The 15,681-nt window shown below is 70.3% G+C and carries 14 protein-coding genes; 5 read left to right on the top strand and 9 right to left on the bottom strand.

Annotated features, from left to right (window positions below; genetic code table 11):
- Positions 1–17: 17 nt before the first annotated feature.
- The 9 genes from AB0M02_RS12755 to AB0M02_RS12715 all read right to left on the bottom strand — a co-directional run bounded on the left by AB0M02_RS12755 (position 18) and on the right by AB0M02_RS12715 (position 10,511).
- Positions 18–671, bottom strand: a complete 654-nt coding sequence (locus tag AB0M02_RS12755; RefSeq protein WP_364225290.1) for a GntR family transcriptional regulator — start codon at positions 669–671, stop codon at positions 18–20.
- Between the two features lie 74 nt (positions 672–745).
- Positions 746–1,888, bottom strand: a complete 1,143-nt coding sequence (locus AB0M02_RS12750; RefSeq protein ID WP_364225287.1) for a hypothetical protein — start codon at positions 1,886–1,888, stop codon at positions 746–748.
- A gap of 308 nt (positions 1,889–2,196) precedes the next feature.
- Positions 2,197–3,516, bottom strand: coding sequence for a polysaccharide lyase family 1 protein (locus AB0M02_RS12745; RefSeq protein WP_364225284.1), 1,320 nt, complete (start codon positions 3,514–3,516; stop codon positions 2,197–2,199).
- A gap of 4 nt (positions 3,517–3,520) precedes the next feature.
- Positions 3,521–3,859, bottom strand: a complete 339-nt coding sequence (locus tag AB0M02_RS12740; protein WP_364225282.1) for a cupin domain-containing protein — start codon at positions 3,857–3,859, stop codon at positions 3,521–3,523.
- Complete coding sequence (locus AB0M02_RS12735) at positions 3,847–5,010, bottom strand: Gfo/Idh/MocA family oxidoreductase (protein WP_364225279.1); 1,164 nt, start codon at positions 5,008–5,010, stop codon at positions 3,847–3,849. The genes AB0M02_RS12740 and AB0M02_RS12735 overlap by 13 nt, the downstream gene beginning before the upstream one ends.
- Entirely contained in the window at positions 5,007–6,467 is a 1,461-nt protein-coding gene (locus tag AB0M02_RS12730) for a mannitol dehydrogenase family protein (RefSeq protein WP_364225276.1), read from the bottom strand. Before AB0M02_RS12730 ends, AB0M02_RS12735 begins: the two co-directional genes overlap by 4 nt.
- On the bottom strand, positions 6,458–7,747 hold the full coding sequence (locus AB0M02_RS12725; RefSeq protein ID WP_364225273.1) for an enolase C-terminal domain-like protein: 1,290 nt from the start codon (positions 7,745–7,747) through the stop codon (positions 6,458–6,460). Before AB0M02_RS12725 ends, AB0M02_RS12730 begins: the two co-directional genes overlap by 10 nt.
- A complete protein-coding gene (gene uxaC / locus AB0M02_RS12720) occupies positions 7,744–9,168 on the bottom strand; it encodes a glucuronate isomerase (RefSeq protein WP_364225270.1) in 1,425 nt (474 codons plus the stop codon). Before uxaC ends, AB0M02_RS12725 begins: the two co-directional genes overlap by 4 nt.
- 8 nt (positions 9,169–9,176) lie before the next feature.
- The gene (locus AB0M02_RS12715; RefSeq protein WP_364225267.1) at positions 9,177–10,511 is read right to left on the bottom strand and encodes a Gfo/Idh/MocA family oxidoreductase; all 1,335 of its coding nucleotides are present in this window, start codon (positions 10,509–10,511) and stop codon (positions 9,177–9,179) included.
- A gap of 215 nt (positions 10,512–10,726) precedes the next feature.
- On the opposite strand from AB0M02_RS12715, the gene AB0M02_RS12710 reads away from it, so the two are divergent.
- From AB0M02_RS12710 to AB0M02_RS12690, 5 genes are read left to right on the top strand one after another with little or no spacing between them, the layout of a single operon-like run.
- Positions 10,727–11,752, top strand: coding sequence for a LacI family DNA-binding transcriptional regulator (locus AB0M02_RS12710; protein ID WP_364225264.1), 1,026 nt, complete (start codon positions 10,727–10,729; stop codon positions 11,750–11,752).
- A gap of 8 nt (positions 11,753–11,760) precedes the next feature.
- Entirely contained in the window at positions 11,761–13,071 is a 1,311-nt protein-coding gene (locus AB0M02_RS12705; protein WP_364225261.1) for an ABC transporter substrate-binding protein, read from the top strand.
- Between the two features lie 5 nt (positions 13,072–13,076).
- On the top strand, positions 13,077–14,057 hold the full coding sequence (locus tag AB0M02_RS12700; protein WP_364225259.1) for a sugar ABC transporter permease: 981 nt from the start codon (positions 13,077–13,079) through the stop codon (positions 14,055–14,057).
- Positions 14,057–14,893, top strand: coding sequence for a carbohydrate ABC transporter permease (locus AB0M02_RS12695; RefSeq protein ID WP_364225257.1), 837 nt, complete (start codon positions 14,057–14,059; stop codon positions 14,891–14,893). The genes AB0M02_RS12700 and AB0M02_RS12695 overlap by 1 nt, the downstream gene beginning before the upstream one ends.
- Before the next feature lie 2 nt (positions 14,894–14,895).
- Positions 14,896–15,513, top strand: coding sequence for a hypothetical protein (locus AB0M02_RS12690; RefSeq protein WP_364225254.1), 618 nt, complete (start codon positions 14,896–14,898; stop codon positions 15,511–15,513).
- Positions 15,514–15,681 lie beyond the last annotated feature (168 nt).

Below are 15,681 nucleotides of genomic sequence, written 5' to 3'. Positions count from 1 at the left end.
CGACCGGCGAGACGGGATCAGGCGGCGAGAATTGCCTGGGTACGACCGATATGCGTACGGACGAGCGCCTCCACGGCGGCACCGTCACGCCGCGCGAGGGCCTCGATCATCTGCCGGTGCTCGGCGTTGGCCTCGGCGGCGTCCCGCGGCGACATGAGCCAGGTGGCGCTCAGCGACCAGTGGCTGATGTTGGTCCGCTGGGCGAACTGGACCAGCAACGGGTTGCCACAGGCCGCGGTGATCAGCCCGTGGAACTGCCGGTTGAGCCGGTTCAGCTCCTTGACCGTGGCGCCCTGCCGGTCGATCGCGTCGGCGATGGTCGCCAACTGATCGAGATCGGCCTCGGTGATGTGCTCCGCGGCCAGCCGGGCGGCCGCGCTCTCGACCGCGGCCCGCGCCTCGACGATGCGCAGCGCCTCCTCCGGCGTGTGGTCCCGGACGACCCACCCGCGGACCCGGGTGACGAGTCCCTCCTGGGCCAGCCGCAGCAGCGCCTCCCGGACCGGGGTGCGGCTGACCTCCAGCCGCGCGGCGAGTTCCTCCTCGACGAGCCGGCGGTTGGGCGCGATGTCGCCGTCCAGGATGGCGTCGCGCAGCTGCTCGTACGCCTTGTCCGCGGCGAACGGGACGCCGTCGGCGGCGTCCGGTCGCATGCTCTTCGGGAGGACCACGGACGGAAGTGTATGGCGACGATCAACGGCCCGGCTGCTGGGCAGCCGGGCCGTCGTTGTTCGGGCGGGACCTGTTACTGGTTGAGCGAGCAGGTGGAGAGGCCCTCGGCGTTCAGGTTCGGCTTGGCCGCGGTGCGGCCAATGGCGGTCTCCATCCGGTTGATCGTGGCGAACCGCTTGTCCTTCAGCGGGCCGAGGATCGCGTTCTGGATGAAGGCCGGGCCGCCCTGGCCGACGGTGTTGCGGATCCGGTTGTTCGCCTCCTGGATCTGCGTCTGCAGCAGCGCCAGGTTGCGGTCGATCTCGGCCTGGGCCGACGCCGGGATCGCGACGCCGATGTTCACGGCCGGGCAGTTCACGGTCGGCAGGTTCGCCGCCACGTCCTCCGGGTCGGCGGTCGCGACCTGGGTGGGCTCGGGCGCCGCGTTGCCGCCGCCGTTCTCGTTCAGGGAGCACGGCGCGAGGCCTTCGGCGTTCAGGTCCGGCTTCGCGGCGGCACGGCCGATCGCGGTCTCCATCCGGTTGATCGTCGCGAACCGCTTGTCCTCCAGCGGGCCGAGGATCGCGTTCTGGATGAAGTTCGCGCCACCCTGGCCGACGGTGTTGCGGATCCGGGTGTTCGCCTCCTCGATCTGCGTATTCAGCAGCGCGAGGTTCCGCTGGATCTCGGCCTGGGCCGAGGCCGGCACGGCCGGAAGCTTGTCCGCCACGGTCGGGCAGTTCACGGTCGGAAGAGCACCGGCGTCGTCGCCACCGCCGGCGTTCTCGCCACCACCGGCGTTCTCGCCGCCACCGGCGTTACCGGCGGGCACCTCGGTCGGCTCCGGCGCGGCGTTGCCGCCGCCGTTCTCGTTGAGCGTGCAGGGCGACAGCCCCTCGGCGTTCAGGTCCGGCTTGGCCGCGGCACGGCCGATCGCGGTCTCCATCCGGTTGATCGTCGCGAACCGCTTGTCCTCCAGCGGGCCGAGGATCGCGTTCTGGATGAAGTTCGGGCCACCCTCACCGGCCGAGGTGGCGAGCCGGTTGTTCGCCTCCTGGATCTGCGTGTTCAGCAGGGCCAGATTCCGCTGGATCTCCGCCGCCGCCGAGGCCGGCACGGCCGGAAGCTTGTCCGCCACACTCGGGCAGTTCACCGTCGGGGTCGAGCCTTCGGCCGCGGCCGCAACGCCCAGTCCCACACCCACGATCGCCACCGCGACACCGGCCACTCCAGCCACGCGCCAGCGCCGAATGTTGGATCCCCCCGCGTTGCTCCGGTACCGCTTCATCTGCGTGCCTTCCTTTTGGACCGGGTTCTCAACCCGTCCTTACGGGAACGCTCCCACGGCGGATCGATCTAAAGGAAAACTTAAGGATCATCCCGCTGCGCGCTTAAGGTCTCGCCGCGAATCCACCCTGGACCATCCGGCTTGAGCAGCGAAAACGGGTCCATCGATCAGCCTGGATCAGGTAAGAATCTTTTTCACCGCGAACGGCGAACGGCCCGCCCCGGGGTGGATCGGGACGGGCCGTTCGGACGTGGCGCCTACAGCTTGCCGGCGCCCGCCTGAGCCGAGACCACGGCCGGCACCCGCTCCGCCGGGGTGAGCGGCCCCGCGCGCAGGACCGGCACCCAGCCGGCGTCCGTGCCGAGGTCGGGGTCGTGCGTGGCGTTGTACTCCGCCACCAGGTTGACCGCCTGCACCGGACCGGTGCCGACCCGGGCCAGCGTGCCGATCTCCGTGATCACCGTGCCGCCCCAGTCGTAGACGAAGTCCTCCAGAGCGAGGTCGGCGCTGCGCAGCAGGAAGTTGTTCTCCGCGTATATCGCCGAGTAGACACCCGCGCCCCACGAGTACGAGTACGCGTCCTCATCGGTCAGGTAGTAGTAGTTGTTGAACACGTCCACCTGGCCGAACCGCACGCGCGGCACCCGCTGCCCCACGTTGGCGAACCGGTTGTGGTGCACCGTGACCCGCAGCTTGCCGACATCCGCGCCGACCGTGTTGGTCGACCCGATCAGCATCGTCTTGTCGTGCTCCTGGAACACGTTGTACGAGATCGTCACCCAGTCGGACGCCCGGATCACGTCGAGCGCGCCGTCGTGCACCTGGTACGGCCGCCCGAAGTAGAGCGGCTGAGCCGAGTCGACATTGTTCCCGTCGCTGAGCGTGTTGTGGTCGGCCCAAACGTGGGTCGCCCCGGTCAGCGTGATCAGGTCGTACGCCGAGTTCCAGTTGCCCGCCGACCCGTCGGTCGGGTCCCAGGCCGGGAAGCAGTCGGCGGCGTCCTCCAGGCGCAGGTTCCGCACGATCACGTTGTCCACGTTCTGGATCAGCAGGTTGCCACCCACGATCCGCGCGTTCGGCAGGCCGTAGATCGTGGTGTTGGCGCCGACCCGCAGGTTGATCCGGGCACCCTGGTTGCGCTGCGACCGGACCCGCGCTTCCTCCAGCGGTCCGCTGGGCCGGGTCGCCCGTCCCCACGTCGCCGGGTCGTAGGCAGCCAGGTACTCGTCCAGCGTGTATGCCGGATCGGCGTAGTCGTCGCAGGTCAGCGGGTTGCCCGCGTCGTCCTCGTTGGCCCGGATGGTGCCCGCGACCAGGACGATCCGCGGGGTCGGATCGGTGCCGCCGGCCAGCGCGGTGACGAGCTCGGCCCGGTTGCGCACGACGAAGACGTGCGCGTCGTCGGCAGCGGCGCCACCGGTGGTCCCGGTGGTGGCGGCGGCCCACCCGTCGTTCGCGGCGAGCACCTGGCGTGCCCCGGCGGGGACTGCCGGTGCGACGGCCGCGGAGGCGGGGACAGTGGCGATGCCGGCGAGGAGGAGGCCGGCGGTCACGGTGAGAGCGGTTCGTGACGGCATGGCTCTACGACACCGGTTCCAGGTGCATCCACACGAAGACCAGCGGCTGCGAACCCCGGCTGATCAGGTGGTGGTCCTCGCCCGGCTCGAAGAGCACGGCCTCGCCGGCGGTGAACTTGTCCACCACCTCACCCTCGACCTCCACGTCACCGTCGCCCTGCACGATGACGAAGATCTCCGGAACGGTGTGCGTGTGCCGGCCCGGCTCGCCGTCGTGGGTACGGAAGTTCGGTTCCGCGTACACCCGGAAGCCGCCCTTCTGCACGACGTGCCCCGGCAGGACGCTGGTGAACGTCGGCCCGCGATGATGGGCTTCGAGTTCGGCGACGCTCAATTTGCGCATGGTTCATCTCCTTCCTTGATCGAGTGAAGATCGAGTGACTTGAAGGACACCCAGTGCGGCTCGACCGCCCAGGTGACGTCGTTCTCGGACGGCAGGGTGCCGGTGGCGGCAACCTTCCGCACGAGCTCGTCGATGCCGTCCACGACCAGGCCGCCGCCGTCCGGGTGCGGGCGGAGCATGCTCTGCGGGATCGCCGCCGGCATCGGGGCGGCCACGATCGCCTCGGCCACCGCGGTGAAGGTCCGGGTCCGGGACAGAGGGGCGATGAGGGGTACGGCGGGATCACTCCGATGATCGAGAAGGTTCTCCAGCAGCCCCGCCCGTCCCGGCACCTCTCGCGCGACGGACTCCCCCGGCAGGCGCAGCCGGTCCGTCGGGTACTCGAGGACCGCGTCACCGACCTGGATCTCCCCCGCGATGAACACCTCGGACGCCAGCGTCACCGCCGCGGTGATCCGCCGGCCGTCCGCACCGGTCAGCCGCAGGAACGTGGTGTCGTCGGTCTCGATCTCTCGCGACCGGTACCGCTCCAGTTCGAGCAGCTCCGGCTGGAACCCGCCGCCGGCCTCGTCCGCGATGACCAGGGACTGCATCAGCGCGTGTGCGAACGGGTTGACCAGCGCGCCGTCCAGGACCGGGCGGCCGGCGACCGTACGGCGGCCGGCCCACGGCGCGCGCAGGTAGTAGCTGTCCGGCCGCCACCACGCGCCGGTCACCCCGATCGGGCCGGAGGGCGCGGCCACGCACAGCTCGGCGAGTGCCGCCGACCCGAGCGCCTGGAAGCCGACCTGGCAGAGGCGCCCGGTCTCGGCGACGGCCGCCGCCAGCCGGTCGTGCTCGCCGGCCGACATCACCGGCGGCTTCTCCAGCAGCAGGTCGGCGCCGGCGTCCAGGACGTCGAGGGCGATCGGCAGGTGGGTGTGCGGCGGCGTGCACACGATGACGATGTCGGGCTCGGCCGTCGCCAGCAGCTCGGCGTGGTCGGTGAAGAACGGCACGCCGTCCAGTGGCGCGTCGGGATGCGGTTCGACCGGCCGGCGGTCACCGATCCCGGCGACGGTGATCCGGCCCTCGCCGGCGAGGCGCTGCAGGGTGCGCCGGTGCCAGAGCCCGTGCCCGCCCGCACCGATCAGCGCGACCCGGGTGCTCACGACAGCCCGCGGATCGTGGCCTCGGCGCCGTGCTTGGCGAGGTCGCCGTACCAGCGGATCAGCTCGGTGCGCAGCTCCTCGTCACCGGCGATCGACGGCGGGAACACCTCGGTGAGGCCGAGCAGCGCGCCGACGGTCCCGGCCGGAGTGTCCGGTGCGCCGGCGAGCGCGGCCCGGATCCGGTCGGCGAGCGGGTCGTCGAGGGGCAGGGTCGCGCCGCTGTCCGCGTACCCACTCGCGAAGCGCATCCATGCGGCCAGAACCAATGTCCCCCAGGCCGGGACGGCACCTGCCCGCCTTCGGTCGGCGACCGTGCCGAGCAGGCGGTGCGGCAGTTTCTGGGTGCCGTCCATCGCCACCTGGATGTTGCGGTGCCCCAGCTCGCGGTTGGCGAAGCGGGCCAGGGACTGCTCCCCGTACTCGACGACGCTCACGCCGGGCGGCGGTGTCACCGTGGGTGCGATGTCCTCGGCGATGAAGCGCCGCAGCATGCCGGTCAGGCCCGGCATCTGCAGGGAGTCGGCGATCAGCTCGCGGCCGGCGAGCGCACCGAGGTACGCGCAGGCCGAGTGCACCGAGTTGAGCGCGCGCAGCTTGAGCATCTCCCACGCTGTCACGTCATCGGTCATGATGGCGCCGGCCGCCGCCCAGTCCGGGCGCCCGCCGGGGAAGCGGTCCTCGATCACCCACTGGCTGAACGGCTCGGCGACCACCGGGACGGCGTCGTCGGCGCCCAGCGCGAGTGCCGCCCGGCGACGGTGATCGGCGCTGGTCGCGGGCACGATCCGGTCGACCATGGTGGCCGGGAACGCGACGTCCGGCGGCAGCGCGGCGCCGGCCACCGCGAGGGCCTGGGTGACCAGCCCTTCGATGCGCGGGCCGTTACCCATCAGGTTGTCGCAGCAGAGCACGGTGATCGGCCCGCCGCCGGCTTTCTGCCGCCGGAGCAGACCACGAGCAAGCAGAGCGGGTACGGAGACCGGCGGCGCCACCCCGGTCAACTGTGCTCGCAGGTCCTCGTCGAGCAGCAGCCTGCCGGCCGGGTCCATCCGGTACGCCTTCTCGGTGACCGTCATCGTCACGATCTTGATGTTCGGGTCGGCGATCGCCGCGACCACTCCGAACGGATCGCCCGCCGCATGACCGAGACCGGACAGGATGCCGATCGCCCGCGTCTCGTCCGCGGGTCCGCCGACGGTCAGCACGCTGTACATGCAGTCCTGCTCGCGGAGCTGGTCGAGGATCGTCCGGGAGCGCGGCGCGACCCCGATGATCCCCCAGTTGCCGCCGGACGCGGCGACCGCGTCCTCGGTGAAGACGGCCTGGTGCGCGCGGTGGAAGGCACCGAGTCCCAGGTGGACGATGCCCGGCCGGACCTCGCCCGGCTGCACCACGGGACGGCTCCGCGGTGACAGCTCGGGGATGGATCGACGGCCGAGGCGGTAGGTCACCGCCATGCCGGGCCGTCCGGGAAGCGGAACTCGGCGATCGAGGCGGGCTTCATCTCGACGCTGTATCCCGGCTTCTCGGGCAACCGGTAGCGGCCCTCGACGACCGTCACCGGGTCGGTGAAGTGCTCGTGCAGGTGATCGACGTACTCGATCATGCGGCCCTCCAGGGACCGCCCGGCCCGCAGGTAGTCGAAGATCGCGAGGTGCTGGACGTACTCGCAGAGGCCGACACCGCCGGCGTGCGGGCAGACCGGTACGCCGAACTTCGCGGCCAGCAGCAGGATGGCGAGGACCTCGTTCACGCCGCCGACCCGGCAGGCGTCGACCTGGCAGACCTGAATAGCGCCGGCCTGCAGGAGCTGCTTGAAGATCACCCGGTTCGCGGCGACCTCGCCGGTGGCGACCCGGACCGGGCTCACCGCGCGGGCGATCCGGGCGTGGCCGAGAACGTCGTCGGCGTGGGTCGGCTCCTCGATCCAGTACGGGTCGTACGGCGCGAGCCGCTCCATCGCCGCGATCGCCTGGTCGACGTCCCACACCTGGTTCGCGTCCATCATGAGCAGGGCACCGGGCGGCAGTTCCTCGCGGATGATGCGGGCCCGGCGGACGTCGTCCTCCAGGGGACCGCCGACCTTCATCTTCACCGCCGTCCAGCCGTCGGTGACCGCCTGACGGGTCAGGTCGCGAACCTTGGCGTCGGGGTATCCGAGCCAGCCGACGCTCGTGGTGTACGCCGGGAAGCCGTTGCGCTCCAGTTCGGCGAGGCGGTCCGCGTACCCGATGGCGTTCTTCTCCAGAAGCTCGCGGGCCTCGCCCGGGGTGAGCGCGTCGCTGATGTGCCGGAAGTCGATCGAGGCGACGATCTCGTCGGCGGAGAGCTCGGCCAGATAGCGCCACATCGGCTTGCCCGCGAGCCGGGCCCGCAGGTCCCAGACGGCGTTGACCAGCGCGCCGGCCGCCATGTGGATGACACCCTTCTCCGGGCCGAGCCAGCGCAGCTGAACGTCCGCGGTGATCGAGCGCCAGAACGTGACCTGGTCGGCGGCGATCTCTTCGACGGTGCGGCCGGTGACGTGGTGCGCGAGTGCCTCGACCGCGGCGCAGGTGATCTCGTTGCCCCTGCCGTTGGTGAAGGTCAGGCCGCTGCCGGTGACGCCCGCGTCGGTCGTCACCTCGACGTAGGTGGCCGAGTAGTCACCCTTGTTGATGGCGTCCGATCCGTCGCCGGCGGCCGCGGTGGGGAACCGCACGTCGTGCACGTCGACCCCGGTGATCCGGACCGTCATGCTTTCTTCTCCTCTAGGTTGAATACCTTCTTGGGCAGGTGGTACGCCAGATCGGCGATGGTCTCGGCGGCCTCGTCGAGCGGCAGGCGGCCCTCGGCGACCAGCCGGGCCAGGAAGCCGGCGTCGATCCGGCGGGCCACGTCGTGCCGGGCCGGGATGGAGCAGAACGCGCGGGTGTCGTCCACGAAGCCCGAGGTGTTGTAGAACCCGGCCGTCTCGGTGACCGTCTCACGGAACCGGCGCAGGCCCTCGGGGCTGTCCAGGAACCACCACGGCGCGCCCAGGTACAGCGCGGGATAACCGCCGGCCAGGGGCGCCAGCTCACGGGTGAACGTGGTCTCGTCCAGCGTGTAGAGCACGATCCGCAGCCGGGGGTCGTCGCCGTACGCGTCCAGAAGCGGCCGCAGGGCCCGGACGTACTCGGTCGGCGAGGGGATGTCGCCGCCCACGTCCCGGCCGTGCCGCGCGTGCAGCGCCCGGTTGTGGTTGCGCACCGAACCCGGGTGCAGCTGCATGACCAGGCCGTCGTCGAGCGACATCCGGGCGAACTCGACGAGCATGTGCGCCCGGAACACCTCGGCGTCTTGCTCGTCGGTGCCGCCGCCGAGGGCCTTGCGGTAGAGCACCGCGGCGTCCGCGTCGGTCAGCACCGCGGTCGCCGCGGTCGGGTGCCCGTGATCGGAACTGGTCGCACCGGCCGCGATGAACGCCTCGCGGCGGGTGCGCAGAGCGGACAGGAAGCCGGGGAACGTGCCGACGTCCTGGCCGGTCAGCTCGCCGAGTGTGGCGATCCGGTCGCGCCAGCCGGCCCAGTCCAGGTCCACGAGGTTGTCCGGGCGGAACGTGGTGACGACGCGGCCACCCGGGCCGCCCCAGCCGTCGGCCTCCAGCTTCGCGTGCGCGGAGAGGTCGTCGATCGGGCTCTCGGTGGTCGCCAGCACCTCGATGTTGAACCGGGTGAACAGCGCCCGCGGGCGGTACTCCGGCTCGGCCAGGCGTGCCGACAGCTCGTCGTAGATCTCGTCGGCGGTTCCCGCGTTCAGCGGCTTCGCGATGCCGAAGACCTCGGCGAACACCTTCTCGGTCCAGAGCCGCGACGGGGTGCCGCGGAACAGGTGCCAGTTGCTCGCGAGCAGCCGCCAGATCGCGCGGCCGTCGCCCTCCACCTCGGAACCGTCGATGCTCGGCACGCCTAGCCGGGCCGGTGGGATGCCCTGGCTGGCGAGCATCCGGGTCACGTAGTGGTCGGGCACCACGAAGAGCCGGGCCGGGTCGGGGAACGGCTGGTCGTCGGCGAGCAGTGCCGGGTCGACGTGGCCGTGCGGGCTGATCAGGGGCAGGTCGCGGGCGTGCCGGTACAGCTCACGGGCGATCTGCCGCTGGGTGGTCTCGGCGGGGAAGAGATGATCTTCTTCGGGCACCGGGGCTCCTAGCGGTATTCGGTCAGGTCGAGGAGGTTCTTGACGCGTACGGCTTCTGCCGTGGCCAGGGACTCGTTCCCGGCCAAACCGGTGAGCAGTGCTCGGGCACCGTCCACCGCTCCGGCCGAACGTCCCAACGGGTCGACCGTAGCGTCCGGGCGGATGAGATCGCTGAGCATCCGCACGTCGGCGCCGCCGTGCCCGGCGCGGCTGAGCCCGTCGACGGCCACCTCCCGTGGCGGCGCCCAGTACGGCCGCACCAGCAGCCGCTTGAATCCCTTCTCGGCGGTCGACTCCGCCCCGGGCTCGCCCTTGACCCCGGCCGCGGCGGCCGGTGCGACGTGGTCGCTCTCCACCACCTCGAGTTCCAGGCGGCCCCGGCTCCCGTTGAACATGACCCGATATCCCTCCCACGGCGCGTACGCGGTGAGGTGGTAGCTCATCGACGCGCCCCGGGCGTAGCGGACCAGCACCGCCATGTCGTCCTCGATGGACACGCCGCCGGCGAACACGTTCTGGTCGCGGTGGTAGCCGTCGTGCTGCTCGGCGTCCAGGTAAAGCTCGCGGAGGCCGGGCTCGTCGGCGAGCCGCAGCGCGAACGGGTCGCCCTCGGCGCCGGGTGCCCCGTGTGCGCGCTCGTAGTCGCGGGCGTACCCGTGGCGGCGGCCCGGCTCGCCGTAGAAGAAGAGCCGCCCGGCCGCGAAGACCTGCTCAGGCTCGTCGTCCAGCCACCAGTTGACCAGGTCGAAGTGGTGGCTCGCCTTGTGCACCAGCAGACCGCCGGAGTTGGCCTTGTCGCGGTGCCAGCGCCGGAAGTAGTCGGCGCCGTGGCGCACGTCGAGCAGCCACTCGAAGTGGACCGAGCCGACCTCGCCGATCTCACCGGAGAGCAGGATCCGCTTCACCGCCTCGTGCAGCGGGTTGTAGCGGTAGTTGAAGGTGACCCGGACCGACCGGCCCGGCGCACGGCGCGCGGCGTCCAGGATGCGCCGGCAGCCGGCCACGTCCACGGTCATCGGCTTCTCGGTGATGGCGTCGCAGCCGGCCTCGAGGGCCGTCGCGACGTAGTGGTCGTGGTACCGGTCCACGGTCGTGACCAGGGCGACGTCCACCCGCTCGCGCTTGAGCATCTCGGCGAAGTCCCCGGCGTCGTAGACCGGGACGGGTGCCGCGCCGAGCGCTCGCAGGCGGTTGTTGTGGACGGCCGGGCGGGCCGGGTTGGTGTCGGCCAGGGCCACCAGCTCGGCCACGTCGGCATGGTCGGTGGTGAGAGCCCGGAGAAAGAGACCGGCCCGGGCGCCGGCGCCCACGAGGGCATACCGGCGGCGGGGTGACAACGACATTCCGTCGCCTCCATTCGGCAAACGTTTGCAACAGATTAGGGAGCAGAGCGAGACGCAAGTCAATGGACGGACCATATATGTCCAGTTTTATCCCGACTGAGTTACCGCGCGGCCACAAGATCGACATCGAAGGGCGTTGACATGCCAGCAACCGTTTGCATTAATGGCTTCCACCGGAGAGATCCGGGTCACATCAGCAGTCAGTTGGAGGCATCGTGGCCGTGACGATCCGGGACGTCGCGAGGGCGTCCGGAGTGCACATCTCCACGGTGTCGCGCACCTTCTCCGCGCCGCACCTGGTCAACCCCGAGACCCGTTCGCGGGTGCTGGCCACGGCGGAGCAGCTCGGTTACCGCCCCAACCGGGCGGCCCGCGCACTGATCACCGGACGCACGCACAACATCGGCCTGATCGTGGCCGATATCGCCAACCCGTTCTTCCCGCCCTTGATCAAGGCGGCCGAGACCCACGCCCGGCGGCGGGACTACCACGTCTTCGTCGCCGACACCGACGAGGACCCCATCGTCGAGGCGGACCTGGTTCAGGCCCTGGCCAAGCAGGTCGACGGAATCCTGCTCTGCAGCCCGCGGATGAGCGACGACCAGATAGAACAGCTGCGCCGCGAGGTGCCGCTGGTCGTCATCAACCGCATGATCACCGGCCTGCCGGCCGTGGTCATGGATGTGGGACACGGTGCCCGTCAGGCCGTTCGGCACCTGCTCGACCTGGGCCATCAGCACCTGGTCTACCTCGGTGGCCCGCGTGGCTCCTGGACCAACCGGGAGATCCGCCGGGCCGCCGGGGCCACCGCTCGAGCGGCCGGCGCGGAACTGACCGTCCTCGGTCCGCACCAGCCGGTCGAGGAGGCCGGCGCCGCGGCCGCCGAGGCGGTTCTCGCCACCGGCGCCACCGCGGTGCTGGCGTACAACGACCTGATGGCGATCGGCCTGCTCCAGGCACTGCAGGACCGCGACGTCGCGGTGCCCGGCCAGGTCAGCGTCGTCGGCATCGACGACATCGCCTACAGCGGGCTGGTCCGCCCGAAACTCACCACCGTGGCGAACCCGACCGCCGCGGCCGGGCGCGCCGCCGTCGACATGCTGCTGCAGCAGGGCGACGACGGAGCCACCGGCCAGGTCACCCTCCGGACCGACTTGATCATTCGCAACTCCACCGGCCCCGGGCCGTACACCCCGGCCGCCGCGACCACCCATGAGGTAGCCGCAACCGTCAAGGAGTGACGACAAGCATGACCGCACCCATGTCCTTCCCCCACCGTCCTACACGACGCCGCCTGCTGGCCGGTGTCGTCGCCGGCATGCTCGCCCTGCCGCTGGCGCTCGGCGCCTGCGGTGACGGCGACGACGCCGCCGGCGACGGCAAGGTCGAGCTGAGCTTCTTCTGGTGGGGTGGTGAGGCGCGGGCCGAGCTCACCACGAAGGCTCTCGACCTCTACACCTCCAAGCACCCCAACGTCACGTTCAAGAAGACCTGGCAGGCCAACCAGGGCTACTTCGACAAGCTCGCGACGCTGACCGCCGGCGACGACGCGCCGGACATCTTCCAGATCGACGACAACTTCCTCTCCGAGTACGCGACCCGCAACGTCACGCTCGACCTCACCTCGTACCAGAACTCCGGCAAGCTCGACCTGACGAAGTTCCCCGAGGGCCTGTGGAAGTACGGCGTCGTCGACGGCAAGCTCGCCGGCATGGCCATGGGTGAGAACACCCAGGGCCTGGTCTTCAACAAGACCAAGCTGGAGGCCGCCAAGCAGCCGCTGCCGGCCACCGGCATGAGCTGGGAGGACTTCATCGCCTGGGCGAAGACCTCGGGCGCGGCCACCAAGGTGCCGGGCACCCAGGACCCGAGCGCCGACTACAAGGCCTTCTGGGTCTGGCTGCGGCAGAACAACAAGGACCTGTACAAGGATGGCCAGCTCGGCTTCACGAAGGAGGACGTGACCGCCTGGTTCGACCTCTGGAAGGGCGCCCGCGACGGCAAGGCCACGCCGACCGCCGACGTGATCCACGAGGGCAACGCCACCGACGTCACCAAGCAGCTCGTGGTGACCGGCAAGGCGCTCACCTCCTGGGTGTGGGCCAACCAGATGCCCGAGCTGCAGAAGAACACCAAGGACGAGCTGGGCGTCGTGGCGTACCCGGGCAACCCGAGCGCGCAGTGGCCGCGGGCGTCGATGTACTTCTCGGTCTTCCGTGGCACCGAGCACAAGGACATCGCGGCGGACGTGCTCAACTTCCTGGCGAACGACCCGGAGGCCGGCAAGATCCTCGGCACCGACCGGGGCCTGCCGTCCAACCTGGACATCCGCAAGTCCGTCACCGAGAACACCGACAACCCGGCCATGAAGGTCTCGGTCGCGTTCGAGGACGAGATGCAGTCGAAGTTCGGCCCGGCCCCCGCGGTGCCGCCGAAGGGCCACAGCACGGTGCGCTCCGAGCTGATCAAGGCCGCTGAGGAGGCCCAGTACGGTCGCGCCACGTCCGCCGAGGCAGCCGAGCAGTTCTTCGCAGCCAGCCAGGCCGCGATCGCCCGGTGAGTCCTGTGGCCGTATCCACCACCCGGCCGCCCGCTCAGCACCGGCCGCCGGCCGGTCCCGCCGCCTCACGGCGGCGGGGCCGGCCCGCCCGGCGCGACAGCGACGGCGCCGCCGGTTACGTCTTCCTCTCCCCCTGGCTGCTCGGGTTCGCGGCGATCACCGCGATCCCGATGCTGATGTCGCTCTACCTGAGCTTCACCAACTACGACGTCCTCAGCGACTGGTCGTCGACGGAGTGGATCGGGTTCGACAACTACCGCCAGATGTTCACCGAGGACCCGTCCTTCTGGCACGCGGTCCGGGTCACCCTCACGTTCGCGCTGGTGGCGACCCCGCTCAAGCTGGCCGCCGCGCTCGGCGTGGCGCTGCTGCTGAACCGCTCGTTCCGGGGCGCCGGCATCTTCCGGGGCCTGTTCTACCTGCCCTCACTGCTGGGCGGCAGCGTCGCGCTGGCCATCGTCTGGGTCAACATGTTCAACCGGGACGGCGCGTTCAACTCGTTCCTGGGCTGGTTCGGCATCGAGGGCAAGGCCTGGGTGAACGACCCGGACTACGCGCTCGGCACGCTGATCCTGCTCGCGGTGTGGCAGTTCGGCGCACCCATGGTGATCTTCCTGGCCGGTCTGAAGCAGGTGCCGCTCGAGCTCTACGAGGCGGCCTCGGTGGACGGCGCCGGCGCGGTGCGCAAGTTCTTCGCCATCACGCTGCCGATCCTGTCGCCGGTCATCTTCTTCAACCTGGTGCTCGAGACCATCAACGGGTTCCAGGGTTTCACCTCGGCGTTCGTACTCAGCAACGGCACCGGCGGCCCGGTGGACTCGACCCTGATGTACACGCTGCACCTCTACATCAAGGGCTTCACCGAGTACCAGATGGGCTACGCCTCCGCGATGGCCTGGGTCTTCCTGCTCACCATCGGCATCCTGACGGTGATCATCTTCCGTACCGGCAAGTTCTGGGTGCACTACTCGGACGGAGACGACTGATGACCCTCCGCAGGTTGTCGCGGCCGCTCGTGCTGCTCCTGCTGACCGCGATCGTCCTCTACCCGCTGGTCTGGATGCTCGGTAGTTCGTTCAAGGCCCCGGAAGAGGTCCTGAACAACATGTCGGTGTTCCCGGAGATCTGGACCCCGGGCAACTACTCCGAGGGGTGGAGCTACTTCGACGTCGCGTTCGGGCGGTTCTTCTTCAACAGCGCGATGGTCGCCGGGCTCACCGTGGTCGCCAACTGCATCTCGTGCCTGCTCGCGGCGTACGCCTTCGCCCGCCTGAGGTTCAAGCTGCGCGGCTTCTGGTTCGCCATCATGATCGGGACGCTGCTGCTCCCCGGCCACGTGCTGATCGTGCCGCAGTTCGTCATGTTCAAGACGTTCGGCTGGGTCGGCGGCGACTTCCCGTACCTGCCGCTGATCGTGCCGCAACTCCTGGCCACCGAGGCGTTCTTCGTCTTCCTAATGGTCCAGTTCATGCGGGGCGTGCCCCGGGAACTGGACGACGCCGCGAAGATCGACGGCTGTACGGCGTACGGCGTGTTCCGGCACGTCATCCTGCCGCTGAGCCGGCCGGCGCTGGTCTCCACCGCGATCTTCTCGTTCATCTGGACCTGGAACGACTTCTTCCGTCAGCTGATCTTCCTGTCCGACCTGGAGAAGTACACCGCGCCGGTGGCGTTGACCATGTTCATCGACTCGTCCGGCCAGTCCGCGGTGGGCCCGATGTTCGCCATGTCGGTGCTCTCGCTCGCACCGGTCTTCATCTTCTTCGTGGCCTTCCAGCGGATGCTCGTCGAGGGCATCAACACCTCGGGCCTCAAGGGATGACCGTGGCCGCCGACCCGGTTCCGGACTGGCCGAATCAGGACGCGCCCGCCGCGCGCCCCGACTGGCGCGAGCGGCTGGCGCTCGCCACCGACCTCGCGCTGATCGGTGTGCTGGTGACGGTCGCCGCGCTGCCGGTGCTCACCGCACCGGCGGCGGTGACGGCGGGCTCGGCGGCGGTCCGGCACCGGTACACCGACGGCGGGCTCCCACCGGCCCGGCCGCTGCTGCGGCTTTACCGGCGCGCGATCCTGCCCGGCCTGCCGGTACTCCTGGTGGCCGCCGTGCTGCTGGCCGACCTGGTGGCGCTCAGCCGCGGCTGGGTGCCGGGCGGGCCGGTGCTGTTCTTCGGGACCGCCGCGGTGGCCGGCTGGCTGGGCGGCTTCGCCACCCTGGCGGTGGTGGCGATCGGCCGGGACACCTCGCTGTCGTTCCGCTCGGCGGCACGCTGGGCCTGGGAGCAGGCGACCACCCGGCCGTGGACGGCTCTGGCGCCGGCCGCGGCCGGGGTGATCGCCTTCTTCCTGGCCCTGTCGGTGCCGGCGACGATCCCCCTGGTCCTGGGTTTCCAGATCTTCGCCGCGCACGTGATCACCGACCGCCTAGCCCCCACCCCCGTGTGAAGTTGCGCCTCACACGACAACCTAACGACCACCGCGTGTGGAGTTGCGGTGCACAGAGCGGCCGAACTCCACACACAACAGGCTCACGACCACCGCGTGTGAAGTTGCGGTGCACAGAGCGGCCGAACTCCACACACAACGAGCTCACGACCACCGCGTGTGAAGTTG

It is taken from the genome of Actinoplanes sp. NPDC051861, assembly GCF_040681145.1.
In the GTDB taxonomy this organism is placed as follows: domain Bacteria; phylum Actinomycetota; class Actinomycetes; order Mycobacteriales; family Micromonosporaceae; genus Actinoplanes.
The sequence above is the reverse complement of the archived record's forward strand: the minus strand, read 5'-3'. Positions and strand labels throughout refer to the sequence as shown.